Raw genomic sequence first — 12,510 nt, 5'->3', positions numbered from 1 at the left:
GATGTTCGTCCGCACCGCAGGCGAACGTGACCTTGATGCAATTCGGGCGTTGCTGGTCGAAACCTGGCATGCGACTTATGACGCCATATGGCGCCGCCAAGGTCACCGAGATCACCGACGAATGGCATTCGATCGCCTCGCTGAAGGCGCGGCTGATCAAGCCGAACAGCGACTTCCTCGTTGCCGACGACGGCAAGCGCATTGGCGGCGTGGTTTTTGCCGAAAGCGTCGAAGGCGGCAAGCTGGTTGTCCTGAGACAGCTCTACGTGCTTCCAAGCCTGCAGGGGCGGGGCATCGGCGGCATGCTTCTCGATGAGATCATCGAAAGTTTTCCCGAGGCCGACACCATCCGTCTGGAAGTGGAGGCGCAGAACACGCGCGGCACCGCCTTCTACGAAGCCAACGGCTTCGTGCGATCCGGTGATGCCGGGCAGCACACCGGTGCTTCCGGCGAGCCGACCGTGGTCTATCGCCGGCCTCTTGCCGGCTGATCCTTGCGGCGCGCACATGTCTGGATCACCTTCGCGCGAGCGGTGCGGTGGAGGGCCGTTTTCGTTTGACGATCCGAGGGTCCGGCACCAAGCTGGTGCGGCTAACCGTGCGGAAGCCGGAATGGGCTGGCGCGCAAGGCGGCGAGGGGGAACCATGCCAAGCTTGCCGGAACTGATGCCGACACAGGTGTCGGACGAAACCTTTGGTGGCGTCACCTATCACATAGCGGGTGAACTAGTGCCTGTGCTTTCGGTCGATGTGACACGAATGCCTGTCTATTTCGAGCACCACATCCTTTTGTGGAAGAACTCCACCATCACCATCGGCCTGAAATCGCTGAAGGGTGCGCTGAAGCGCATGATGGCGGGCATGCAGATCTTCGTCACTGAAGCGTCGGGAGCGGGCATCATCGCATTCAGCCGCGACGGCCCTGGACACATCGTGCCGATCCATCTCAGGCGCGGCGAGGAGATCCAGGTGCGCGAACACCAGTTTCTCGCCGCCACCGGCAATGTCGACTACACTTTCGAGCGCGTGCGCGGGCTCGGGACGATGCTGTTCGGCCAGAGCGGCTTCTTCATCGATCGCTTTCGCGGTGAGACCGGTGACGGCATCGTCTGGCTGCACGGCTACGGCAACGTCTTCGAGAAAGTGCTGGCGCCTGGCGAGACCATCGACATCGAGCCCGGCGGCTGGTTGTTCAAGGACGCGTCGGTGAAGATGGAGACCAGGATCGACCGCCTCTCCAGCGGCTTCTTCGGCGCCAACATGAACTTCGTCGTCAACCGCTTCACCGGTCCCGGCCGGGTCGGCATCCAGTCGATGTATCTACACATGCCGTCGGAGGAATAGGGCTTAAACGGAGGGAATCTCCACATTGTCGATCAGCCTGGTCGCGCCGAGCCAGGCCGCCGCGAGCAGACGTCCGTCGCGGTCCCGTCGCCAGGGCGCGAGCGTGAGGCTCTCGCGGGCGGCGACATAATCGATCTTCTGGAAACCTGCCCCGACCAGTAGCTGTCGCGTATGATCGATGATCTCGGTCTCAGCCGAGCCGGCCGCGAGCATTGCTGCCGACCGCCGCAGGATGACATTGAGCTTGCGCGCAATGTCGAGTTCGGCCTCGCTCAGATAGGCGTTGCGCGACGACATGGCGAGGCCGTGCGCGTCGCGCACCGTCGGCGCGCCGATGATGTCGACCGGCAGGTCGAGATCGCGGCAGAGTTGCCGCACGACGCAAAGCTGTTGATAATCCTTCTCGCCGAAGACCGCGCAGTCGGGCGCGGCCTGCAAGAAGAGCTTGGCCACGACAGTGGCGACGCCATCGAAGAAGGTTGGCCTGAAATCCGTTTCCAAACCGGAAGAGGGACCGCCCACGGATATCTTTGTGGCGAAGCCGGCCGGATACATGGCGGCGACGCCAGGCGTGAAGGCGAGATGCGCCCCTGCTTCCCGCAGCCGGTCGAGATCGCGGGCGAGCTGGCGCGGATATTTGTCGAGATCCTCGGTCGGCGCGAACTGCGTCGGGTTGACGAAGATCGAGACGACGCAGCGCTCGGCCTGTTCAAGGGCAATCCTGACCAGCGAGACATGGCCGTCATGCAACGCGCCCATGGTCGGCACCATGGCGACCTTGAGGCCAGCCTGGCGCCAGTCGCCGACCTGCGCGCGAAGCGCGGCGACGGTGTCGACGACGATCGGCGCGCTCATGCTTCGTCCTTGCCGGAGGCTGCGGTGAAAACATGGCCGGGGCCGGGAAAGGCGCGGCTGCGCACCTCCGTCGCATAGCGTGCCGCGGCTTCCGAGATGACACCGCGCAGATCGGCATATTGCTTGACGAATTTCGGCACGCGGTCGACCGTCATGCCGATCATGTCGTCGATGACCAGGATCTGGCCGTCGCAATCGCCGCTGGCGCCGATGCCGATGGTCGGGATGGAGATGCGGCGGGTGAGCTCCGACGCCACGGTCTCCATCGTGCCCTCGATGACGACGGAGAAAGCACCGGCGTTCTCGACCGCCTCGGCGTCGCGGAAGAGGGCCTGGATATTGTCCTGAGTGCGGCCCTTGATCTTGTAACCGCCGTCTTTTTCCACCGATTGCGGCTGCAGGCCGATATGGCCCATGACGGGAATGCCCTCGGCGATGATCGCGGCGATCTGTCTTGCGACATCGACGCCGCCTTCGAGTTTCACCGCCTGGCAGCCGGTTTCATCAAAGATAAGCCGGGCCGAGGCAACGGCTTGCGCCGGCGACGCCTCATAGCTGCCCGCCGGCATATCGACCACCACGCAGGCCCTGGCCGAGCCGCGCATCACCGCTTGACCGTGGGCGATCATCATCTCAAGCGAGGCGCCGAGCGTCGTGGCATGGCCGTGCAGCACCATGGCGACGCTGTCGCCGACCAGCAACAGGTCGACATGCGGATCGAGCATGCGGGCGATCGGATAGGTATAGGCGGTGAGGCAGACGATAGGCACGCCACCTTTGCGGCGACGGATATCGTCGGCGCCGATCCGGCTATCGGTAGACCGTTCTGGGGCCAAGCGTCACCTCCCTCAGCCGGCACCGGCCAGGCGCGCCCGTTGTCGGGCAATCGAGCTTTAGAAACAGAGGTTGCGCTTGGCAAGCCGGCCTGCCGACGGATGAGGGTGTGCATCGATTTAGCGCACGAAGCATTTACATCCGCGCCGCGGCAAAACCCTTGCCTTCGGGGTGACGTGACGCCATAAGCAGGAACAGCGTAGCCGCTGCCGCCCGCGAGGATCTGGATGAAAACTTTCCTGCTGCAGTTTTTCACCTGGTGGAACAGCCAGACGCTCGGCACGCGTCTCCACACCTGGCGATTCGGCAAGAAGGTCGGCGAGGACGAGGCCGGCAACGTCTACTACGAGGGCGGCGTCGATTCGGAAGGCCGCACCCGCCGCTGGGTCATCTATCGCGATTATTCGGAAGCCTCGAAGATCCCGCCGGGCTGGCATGGCTGGATGCATCACCGCGTCGACACGGCCCCCGCCGGCGAGAGCTACAAGCCGCTCGAATGGCAGAAGGACCATCTGCCGAACATGACCGGAACGCCCGGCGCCTATCGCCCGAAAGGTTCGGTGCTCGGCAACCAGCATCGCCCGCAGGTGACCGGCGACTACGATGCCTGGACGCCCGGCTCGTAATCGGTCGTCGGCCTACCTTTCGGTCCGTTGTCGCCACAATTGACGTTTAGCTGCTTGCTGTATCGCAGCCCTGATTAGCCTTGGGCGATCGAAAGAATCACCTGGACGCAACCGCCGGTATCCTTGCATGAGCTTTTTCGCCGAACCTCGACGGCACTGATCGCGGCAATTCTGATCCTGTTTGCATCGACGGCGGTCTTTGCCGCCGCGCAGACGCCGGCCGCACCCTCGGTCGCCGACCGCATCACCAATCCGGTGGCCGAGTTCGCCGGCATCGACAAGATCACCGGCCGCATCATCACCTTCGATGTCTATATCGACGAGACGGTGCAGTTCGGCGCCCTGCAGGTGACGCCGCGCGTCTGCTATTCGCGGCCCGACACCGAGCAACCGAAGACCGATTCCTTCGTCGAGGTCGACGAGATCACGCTCGACCGCAAGATCCGCCGCATCTTCACCGGCTGGATGTTTGCCGAAAGCCCCGGCCTCAACGCCGTCGAACACGCCGTCTATGACGTGTGGCTGAAGGGCTGCAAGCAGAAGTCGGACGTGCCGCCGCCGACCGCCGCCAAGACCGACACGGCAAAGCCGAAGACGCCAGCCGCCAAGCCCAAGCCAACCGCGGCTGAGCCTGCCGACACCGCGCCGGAGCCGGATGGAACAGCGCCGGACGCGACCGGCGACGAGCCCGCCACCACCAATTGATTCCGGAACCCTCTTTCTAACCGCCCGTTGGTAGACAGCGAGCGCCAAGGAGGAGTCCGTCATGGCCAGCAAGCCGATTACCGCCAACAAGCAGGAACTTCTCGACCTTGAGAAAGGCTTCTGGACCGGGGATTCCGCTTTCTATGCGGCCAATGCCGATGCAGAGTGCCTTGTCGCCTTTCCGCAGATGGCGCAGGCCATGACCAACGCCGACCTAGCCAAGACCGCGACCAAGCCAAACAAATGGCGCGATCTCGATATCAAGATGAAGGGCATGGTCGAGCCGGGCAGCGACGTCGTCATGCTGACCTATGAGGCCCATGCGACCCGCGAAGACGGCGAGCCCTATGCGGCGTTGGTCAGCACCGGCTATGTCCATCGCGCCGACGGCTGGAAGATGATGTTCCATTCCCAGACGCCGATCAGATCTGCCCCGAGCTAAAGCAATTCCAGGAAAAGTGTGAGCTGTTAAGTTCGGCGACTTCGCCGTAACCCTCCGTCCGGAATTGTGAAACGCTTTAAGGGTAGAAGATAGCCTCGCCCTTCAGGGCTTCTGCCAGCATCTTCTCATACTGGCGGCGCGGCACGTCGACAGCGCCGAAGCGCTTCAGATGCTCGGTGGTGAACTGCGTGTCGAGTAGCGCGAAGCCGCGCGCCTTCAACCGCTCGACGAGGTAGTAAAGGCAGGTCTTCGAGGCATCGGTTTCCCTGGCGAACATGCTCTCGCCGAAGAAGACACGCCCGAGCGAGACGCCATAGAGGCCGCCGACAAGCCGTCCCTCGCGCCAGGCCTCGACCGAATGGCAATGGCCCAGCCGGTGCAGCTCGATATAGGCTTCGCGGATCGGGGCGTTGATCCAGGTCGAGCGACGCTCCTCGCGCTTTTCCGCGCAGCCGTCGATCGTTGCCTCGAAATCGAAATCATAGCGGATCTCGAACGGATGTTTGCGGATCGTTTTCCTGAGGCTGCGCGGGGTATGAAACCCTTCCAACGGGATGATGCCGCGGGTTTCCGGCCGCACCCAGAAGACTTCCGGGTCGGTGGCGCTCTCCGCCATCGGAAACACGCCCGAGGCGTAAGCTTTCAGGAGCAGGTCGGTCGGGATGCGATATCCGGGCGCGTAGGGTCGGGTCATCGCATCCCCGGATTAATCTTCCTTGGCCAGATATTTTTCCAGCCAGTGGATGTCGTAGTCGCCATTGGCGATATCGGCATTGCCGACCAGGTCGCGAAACAGCGGCAGCGTCGTCTTGATGCCGTCGACGACGAACTCATCCAGCGCGCGGCGCAGCCGCATCATGCATTCGACGCGGTTGCGGCCATGCACGATCAGCTTGCCGATCAGGCTGTCGTAATAGGGCGGGATCTTGTAGCCGGAATAAACGCCGGAATCGACGCGGATGCCGAGGCCGCCGGGCGTGTGGAAATGCGTGATCGTGCCGGGCGACGGCGTGAAGGTGCGCGGATCCTCGGCATTGATGCGGCATTCGATGGCATGGCCGTTGAACTTGATGTCTTCCTGCCTGACCGAAAGCCCGCCGCCGGAAGCGACGCGGATCTGCTCGTGCACGAGGTCGATGCCCGTGATCGCTTCCGTCACCGGATGCTCGACCTGCAGGCGCGTGTTCATCTCGATGAAATAGAACTCGCCATTCTCGTAGAGGAACTCGATCGTGCCGGCGCCGGAATAGCCGAGATCGGCAATGGCCTTGGCGCAGATGCCGCCGATGCGAGACCGCTCCTCGGCGTTGAGCGCCGGCGAATTGGCCTCTTCCCAGACTTTCTGGTGGCGCCGTTGCAGCGAACAGTCGCGTTCGCCGAAATGCACGCCGCGGCCAAAACCGTCGCCGAACACCTGCACTTCGATGTGGCGCGGCTTCTGCAGATATTTCTCGATGTAGACGGCGTCGTCGCCGAACGCGGCGCCCGCTTCCGACCTGGCGGTCTGCAACGCGATCTCGAGCTCGTCCTCCGTGAGCGCCACCTTCATGCCGCGGCCGCCGCCGCCGGCGGAAGCCTTGATGATGACCGGATAGCCGATCTCGGCGGCGACGCGCTTGGCTTCCTTCTCGTCGGTCACCGCGCCGTCGGAACCGGGCACCACCGGAATGCCGAGGCGCTTTGCGGTGCGCTTGGCCTCGATCTTGTCGCCCATGATGCGGATGTGGTCGCCGGACGGGCCGATGAAGGTGATGTTGTGCGCCGCCAGGATGTCGGCGAACTTGGCGTTTTCGGACAGGAAGCCGTAGCCGGGATGCACGGCATCCGCCCCGGTGATCTCGCAGGCGGCGACGATCTGATGGATGTTGAGATAACTGTCGCGCGATGGCGGCGGGCCGATGCACACGCTTTCGTCGGCAAGCCGGACATGCATGGCATCGGAATCGGCCGTCGAATGGACCACCACCGTCTGGATGCCGAGCTCCTTGCAGGCGCGCAGCACCCTAAGGGCGATTTCGCCGCGATTGGCGATGAGGATTTTCTGGAACATCCGGCCTACTCGATGACCACGAGCGGCATGCCGTATTCGACCGGCTGGGCATCCTCGATGAGGATCGCCGTCACCGTGCCGGCGCGCGGTGAGGGGATCTGGTTCATCGTCTTCATCGCTTCGATGATAAGCAGCGTCTGGCCTTCCTTGACCTTCTGACCGACCTCGACGAAAGCCTTGGCGTCGGGCGATGGCGACAGATAGGCGGTGCCGACCATCGGCGAGGGCACGGCGTTCTTGGACGGGTCTGCCACTGCCGCGGTCGCCAGCGGTGTTGCGGCCTGTGCAGGGGCGGATGCCGGAGCCGCATAGGGAGCGGCGACCGCGTGAACTGTCTGCGACTGGCGTGACACGCGCACCTTGAGATCGCCGAGTTCGACCTCGATCTCGGTCAGGTTGGTGTCGTTCAGAATGCCCGCCAGATCGCGGATCAACTGCTGGTCAACACCGGTCTTCTTTATCGACATTTTCGAGCCTTCTGGTTGGGGGCCGGTCACAGGCGTGCCGCCAATGCCTGCAGCGCGAGCGTATAGCCGAGCGGCCCGAACCCGCAGATCATGCCGACAGCGACCGGCGCGACCATGGAGACGTGGCGGAAAGGTTCCCGCGCGTGGATGTTGGAAAGATGAACTTCAGCGACGGGTAGGGGTGCCGCGGCGCGGATGGCGTCGTGGATGGCGATCGAGGTGTGGCTGTAGGCGCCAGGATTGATGACGATGCCTGCCGCCTTGTCGCTGGCTTCCTGGATCCAGTCGACCAGGTCGCCCTCGTGGTTGGACTGGCGGAAATCGATCTCGAGCCCGAGCGCAGCGCCTGCCGCCTTGCAGTCCTCTTCTATGGCGGCCAGCGTCTTGCCGCCATAGATCCCCGGCTCACGCTTGCCGAGTGCATTGAGATTGGGCCCGTTAAGGACGAAAATCGTTTTCAATATGCCGACCTTGTTCAGCGCTGGCCCAAAGCCGGCGCACTGGGCCTCTATAATGGGCATAGCCGTCCGCGAAAAGAGCGCAAGTGCGTTCTTTTGCTGTCCACAGCAGGTGGAAAACCGCCCGTCGTCGCAGCCGGTTGCTGCTCAAAGCGCTGTTTTCGCTTCCTCGATCTTTTGCGCGAGAACCTGCTGTCCGAGCGCGCCGAAGATAACCTCGTTGCCGACCACGTAGGACGGCGTGCCGGTGATCGACAATTTGGTGGCGAGGTCATAGGTCCGCGACAGCGCCTCTGGGATGCGCGGATCCTTCATCTTCTCGCGCAACGTCGCTTCGTCGGCGCCGAGCGACAGCGCCACCTTGATGGCGGTGGCTTCCGTGGCGCGGCCCTGGCCGCCGAGCAGCGCGGTGTGGAACGCGCCGTATTTCTCCGGCATCATCAGGTGGAAGGCCATCGAGACGACACTGGCTTTCTGCGAATCCGGGCTGAGGATCGGGAATTCCTTCAGCACGAAGCGCAGGTCCGGATCGGACTTGGTTAGCGCCTTCATGTCGTCGATGGCGCGTTTGCAGAAGCCGCAATTGTAGTCGTAGAATTCGACGATGGTCATCTTGCCCTTCGGATTGCCGACGACGCCGTCGAAGGTGGAGTTGAAGATCTCGTCCTTGGCGTTCTTGATGACGCCGAGACTGGCAAGCCGCTGCTCTTCCTTCTGCTTGGCCTCGAGCGCATCCTGCACCTCAAGCAGCACTTCGGGGTTTTTCAGCAGGTAATCGCGGATAATGCCCTCGACTTCCTTGCGATCGACCTTGGTATCGCCAGAGACTTTCGTATCACTAGAGACCTTGGTATCGGCGGAGGCCACCTGAACCGCTTGCACCGTATCCGCCTTCGCGCTCTGCGGGTTTCCCGCGACAAAGCCGACGGCCAGCATACCGAGCGCCACCACCACGCCAACGCTGCCAAGCAGGATTGCCTTGTTCATGATCGTCGATCCTTTTTGTCCCGGTCCACTCTAGTCGCCGCTAGCGTCCAGGAGGTTCATTTGAGTTTGTTCGATGGCGTGTAGTTTATGATATCCTGAGCCCGGACCCAGCGTGGCTCGCCACGCTTCAACTTTTGTTGAGCGCGCATGGCGAAGATTTTCGCGTTCTTGTAGTCGCCCGCATAGTAGTGGCCCTCGGCGGTGGCAAGGTCGGCGGCAGGAATATCGCCAAGTTCGCCATAGGCCTGCGCAAGGAAGCGATAGGCTTCGGCATTATCCTTGTCGCGCCCGACCCCGCTGTTGAGCACGGCCGCGGCTTTCTTCACCGAATCGGGCGTGCCGACCGCCATCAGCGCCTGGCCGAGCGCGACCATCAGCAGTCCTGATCGCGTAGGATCCAGGCTGACCGCCCTGGCATAGGCGTCGGCCGCATCCTTCGGCTTGTTGATCTTCATCAGGATGTCGCCGCGCAACTCCTGGAAATAAGGGTTTTTCGGCTGCTCCTTGATCAGGGCCGCCGTCTTTACAAGCGCGGCGCCCGGATTGCCGTAGAGATAGTTTGACTGCGCGTCGCCATAGCGTGCGGCGAGCCCCGTCGGGTTCTTGCGCATCAGCCGCGCCACGGCCGCCTGGCCCTGCATATAGGCGGCGATCTTGATGCGCGTCATGTCATGCCGTTGCTGCAGCGGCGCCGGGTCAACATTGCCGGCATAGGGGCTCGCCTTGACCAGCACTTCGAGATTGGCGATGCGCTCCTGCGGCATCGGATGGCTGATCCGGTAGGGATCGATCTGGGTGCCGGCCAGCGAAAGCGCGCTTTGGAAGCGGCCGAAGGTCTTCAGCATGCCCGTGCCGGATTGGCCGGTGGCGTTGAGATAGGTGATCGCCGAACGGTCGGCGGTGATCTCTTCGGTGCGTTGATAGGCAAGGATTGAGCGCTGCGCCATCTCGCCGCCGCCCGCGGCGACGCCCATGCCGGCGCCCGCCAGGCCCTTGCTGTTGGTGGTTGCGCCGGCGACGATGGCGCCTGCGCCGAGCAGCGTGGCGATGATGGCCATGGTCTTGGCACGGTCGAGCTGATCGCGCAGCTTCTGCTGATGCCCGCCGGCGATGTGGCCTGCCTCATGCGCGATGACGCCGATGATCTCGTTCGGCGTTTCGGCGGTCACCAGCGCGCCGGTGTTGATGAACATACGCCGTCCGGTGACGAAGGCATTAAAACTCTGATCGTTGACCAGGACGATGTCTATGCCGTCATTGGCGAGGCCGGCAGCCTTGAAGATCGGCCGCGCATAGTCGCGAACCAGCGCCTCGATCTCGGCATCGCGCACCACCGGCACGCCCTGTGCGAAGGCGCTGACCGAACTCGATACAGCGACAGCGGCGGCAAGCAGAAGTGTCGCAAATCCACGCGTGGTTCGGTTCGGATAGGTCGATTTACCAATCATTGGTCGGGGTCGGCTCAACATAAGTCCACTGGTAGACGAGCGGGCGAAAGATGAAAAGTCGGCGCCGGTAACTTCCTGCGCGCTTGTGATCCCCACATCAATCGGGCATTTGTGCGGCGCTGTCGCCGAACTCCAACCTGTTCAAGAACAACGGGCGGCGGTTTTCTGTCGGAATTGCGCCGGAATTGGCAGGCTGGACAAGAGGTCAAATGGTGGTTTCGCTTTCACGTCGCGGCGATGTCGAGCCGTTCCACGCCATGGATATCCTGGCCGAAGCCAACCGGCTGAAGGCCACGGGCGTTTCCGTCGTGTCGATGGCGGTCGGCCAGCCTTCGGATCCAGCGCCGGCAGGCGTGCGCGAAGCGGCGGCCGCGGCACTCAAACACGGTCGAATCGGCTACACGGATGCTCTCGGCCTGGCCGATCTGCGCAAGGCGATCGCCGCGCATTACGGCGAGCATTACGGGCTCGATATCGCGCCAGGCCGCATCGCCGTCACCACCGGCTCGTCGGCCGCCTTCAACCTGGCCTTCCTGGCGATGTTCGATCCCGGCGACCGCGTCGCCATCGCGGCGCCCGGCTATCCGGCCTATCGCAACATCATGGCCGCGCTCGGCATCGAGATCGTCGAGATCGAGCTCGGCTCGGATGCCTATCTGCATGCCGGTCGCCTGAAGGCGGCGCACCGTGAAAAACCGCTGAAGGGCGTGCTGTTCGCCAGCCCCGCCAATCCGACCGGCGCGGTCATCCCGGCCACCGAATTGTCGGCGCTGGTCAAGGCCGCCGACGAACTCGGCATCGCGGTGATCTCCGACGAGATCTATCATCGCCTGGCCTATGCGGCGCCGGATACGACCGCGCTTTCCCATGGCGCCGGCGTGACGGTCATCAATTCGTTTTCGAAATACTATTGCATGACCGGCTGGCGCATAGGCTGGATGGTGCTGCCGGAGGAGCTTGTGCGGCCGGTGGAGCGGATTGCCCAGAGCCTCTACATCTCGCCGCCCGAACTCTCCCAGATCGCCGCGATCGAGGCCTTCAAGGCAACCGCAGAGCTGGAAGCGGTGAAGGCGCGCTATGCCTGGAATCGCGAGCTGCTGATGACCTGTTTGCCGAAACTCGGCTTTCCGCTTGCAGCACCGATGGACGGCGCCTTTTACGCCTTCTGCGATGTAACCCGGCACACCAATGACAGCATGGCCTTCGCGCGCAAAATGCTGGCCGAGGCGCATGTCGCGGCAACACCCGGCCGCGACTTCGATCCACTTCAAGGGCACCGCACCATGCGCTTTTCCTATGCCGGCAGCCATGACGACATGGTCGAGGCACTGGCGCGCATCGAGCGCTGGCTGAAATAGCCATGCCGGAACTCGAGCAAGCACTGGCCGAAGTCGCCGCCGAAATGGCGGTACGCACAGATCGCGGCAATGTCGCCACTTATATTCCGCAGCTAGGCAAGGTCGATCCGCGGAAGTTCGGCATCGCCGCGGTGACCAATGACGGCCGCGTCATCCTTGCCGGCGATGCCGATCAGCCTTTTTCGATCCAGAGCGTCTCGAAAGTCTTCACGCTGACACTGGCGTTGGGCAAGATCGGCGATGCGCTCTGGCATCGGGTCGGCCGCGAGCCCTCCGGCAATCCGTTCAACTCGATCGTCCAGCTCGAGCACGAGAACGGCATTCCGCGCAATCCGTTCATCAATGCCGGCGCCATTGTCATCTCGGATGTCCTGCTTGCAGGCCACCAGCCGCGCGAGGCCATCGGCGAGATCCTGCGTTTCATCCAGTTCCTCGCCGATGACGACACCATCATCATCGACCGCGACGTCGCCGCGTCGGAGCGGGCCACTGGCTACCGCAATTTCGCTCTGGCCAACTACATGAAGTCCTTCGGCAATCTTCATCACGAGCCGGAGCTGGCGCTGGGCGTCTACTTCCATCATTGCGCCGTTTCCATGAGTTGCAGGCAGCTCGCCATGGCCGGTCGTTTCCTTGCCAATGGCGGCAGAAATCCGGCGACCGGTCATTCAGTGGTGTCAGCCGAACGCGCGCGCCGTATCGGCGCGCTGATGCTGACCTGCGGCCACTATGACGGCTCCGGCGACTTCGCCTTCCGCGTCGGCATTCCAGGAAAAAGCGGTGTCGGGGGAGGCATATTGGGCATCGTGCCCGGCGTCGCCTCGCTGGCGGTCTGGTCGCCTGGCCTCAACGAGAACGGCAATTCCAAGCTGGGTTCGATCGCGCTGGAGAAGCTGGCCCGGATGATGGACTGGTCGATCTTCGCACCGTAAGGCC

The 12,510-nt window shown here is 63.1% G+C and carries 14 protein-coding genes and 1 pseudogene; 7 read left to right on the top strand and 8 right to left on the bottom strand.

What is annotated here, in order from left to right; translation table 11 throughout:
- Position 1 precedes the first annotated feature (1 nt).
- Positions 2-491 (top strand): annotated as a pseudogene (locus ACVDG8_RS01460) (N-acetyltransferase family protein).
- Between the two features lie 154 nt (positions 492-645).
- Positions 646-1,344, top strand: coding sequence for an AIM24 family protein (locus ACVDG8_RS01455; RefSeq protein ID WP_447253088.1), 699 nt, complete (start codon positions 646-648; stop codon positions 1,342-1,344).
- Between the two features lie 3 nt (positions 1,345-1,347).
- Here the strand turns inward: ACVDG8_RS01455 and panC are convergent, their stop codons facing one another.
- Together panC and panB are read right to left on the bottom strand one after the other, a co-directional pair.
- Complete coding sequence (gene panC, locus ACVDG8_RS01450) at positions 1,348-2,199, bottom strand: pantoate--beta-alanine ligase (RefSeq protein WP_447253087.1); 852 nt, start codon at positions 2,197-2,199, stop codon at positions 1,348-1,350.
- Entirely contained in the window at positions 2,196-3,035 is an 840-nt protein-coding gene (panB, locus tag ACVDG8_RS01445) for a 3-methyl-2-oxobutanoate hydroxymethyltransferase (protein ID WP_447253086.1), read from the bottom strand. Before panB ends, panC begins: the two co-directional genes overlap by 4 nt.
- 225 nt (positions 3,036-3,260) lie before the next feature.
- On the opposite strand from panB, the gene ACVDG8_RS01440 reads away from it, so the two are divergent.
- The 3 genes from ACVDG8_RS01440 to ACVDG8_RS01430 all read left to right on the top strand — a co-directional run bounded on the left by ACVDG8_RS01440 (position 3,261) and on the right by ACVDG8_RS01430 (position 4,806).
- Positions 3,261-3,659: an NADH:ubiquinone oxidoreductase subunit NDUFA12 gene (locus ACVDG8_RS01440; RefSeq protein ID WP_447253085.1), complete on the top strand. Its 399-nt coding sequence runs from the start codon at positions 3,261-3,263 to the stop codon at positions 3,657-3,659.
- Positions 3,660-3,782: 123 nt separating this feature from the next.
- The gene (locus tag ACVDG8_RS01435) at positions 3,783-4,364 is read left to right on the top strand and encodes a DUF2155 domain-containing protein (RefSeq protein WP_455707495.1); all 582 of its coding nucleotides are present in this window, start codon (positions 3,783-3,785) and stop codon (positions 4,362-4,364) included.
- A gap of 61 nt (positions 4,365-4,425) precedes the next feature.
- On the top strand, positions 4,426-4,806 hold the full coding sequence (locus ACVDG8_RS01430) for a hypothetical protein (RefSeq protein ID WP_455707494.1): 381 nt from the start codon (positions 4,426-4,428) through the stop codon (positions 4,804-4,806).
- A 76-nt stretch (positions 4,807-4,882) separates the two neighbouring features.
- Here ACVDG8_RS01430 and aat read toward each other — a convergent pair whose 3' ends face one another.
- From aat to ACVDG8_RS01400, 6 genes are all read right to left on the bottom strand, one after another.
- The gene (aat, locus tag ACVDG8_RS01425; protein WP_447253082.1) at positions 4,883-5,500 is read right to left on the bottom strand and encodes a leucyl/phenylalanyl-tRNA--protein transferase; all 618 of its coding nucleotides are present in this window, start codon (positions 5,498-5,500) and stop codon (positions 4,883-4,885) included.
- Between the two features lie 12 nt (positions 5,501-5,512).
- Positions 5,513-6,856, bottom strand: a complete 1,344-nt coding sequence (gene accC, locus ACVDG8_RS01420; protein ID WP_447253081.1) for an acetyl-CoA carboxylase biotin carboxylase subunit — start codon at positions 6,854-6,856, stop codon at positions 5,513-5,515.
- 5 nt (positions 6,857-6,861) lie between these two features.
- On the bottom strand, positions 6,862-7,323 hold the full coding sequence (accB, locus tag ACVDG8_RS01415) for an acetyl-CoA carboxylase biotin carboxyl carrier protein (RefSeq protein WP_447253080.1): 462 nt from the start codon (positions 7,321-7,323) through the stop codon (positions 6,862-6,864).
- A gap of 26 nt (positions 7,324-7,349) precedes the next feature.
- A complete protein-coding gene (gene aroQ / locus ACVDG8_RS01410; RefSeq protein WP_447257200.1) occupies positions 7,350-7,784 on the bottom strand; it encodes a type II 3-dehydroquinate dehydratase in 435 nt (144 codons plus the stop codon).
- Between the two features lie 144 nt (positions 7,785-7,928).
- Complete coding sequence (locus tag ACVDG8_RS01405) at positions 7,929-8,768, bottom strand: DsbA family protein (protein ID WP_447253079.1); 840 nt, start codon at positions 8,766-8,768, stop codon at positions 7,929-7,931.
- A 56-nt stretch (positions 8,769-8,824) separates the two neighbouring features.
- Positions 8,825-10,237 carry a M48 family metalloprotease gene (locus ACVDG8_RS01400; protein WP_447253078.1) on the bottom strand — a complete coding sequence of 471 codons (1,413 nt, stop codon included), beginning with the start codon at positions 10,235-10,237 and terminating at the stop codon, positions 8,825-8,827.
- A gap of 188 nt (positions 10,238-10,425) precedes the next feature.
- Here ACVDG8_RS01400 and ACVDG8_RS01395 point away from each other — a divergent pair, with 188 nt between their 5' ends.
- Positions 10,426-11,574, top strand: a complete 1,149-nt coding sequence (locus ACVDG8_RS01395) for a pyridoxal phosphate-dependent aminotransferase (RefSeq protein WP_447253077.1) — start codon at positions 10,426-10,428, stop codon at positions 11,572-11,574.
- Positions 11,575-11,576: 2 nt separating this feature from the next.
- Positions 11,577-12,506 (top strand): glutaminase, encoded by a 930-nt coding sequence (locus ACVDG8_RS01390; RefSeq protein ID WP_447253076.1) that lies wholly within the window; start codon positions 11,577-11,579, stop codon positions 12,504-12,506.
- Positions 12,507-12,510: the final 4 nt, after the last annotated feature.

This window comes from Mesorhizobium sp. ORM8.1 (assembly GCF_053005525.2).
The sequence above is the reverse complement of the archived record's forward strand: the minus strand, read 5'-3'. Positions and strand labels throughout refer to the sequence as shown.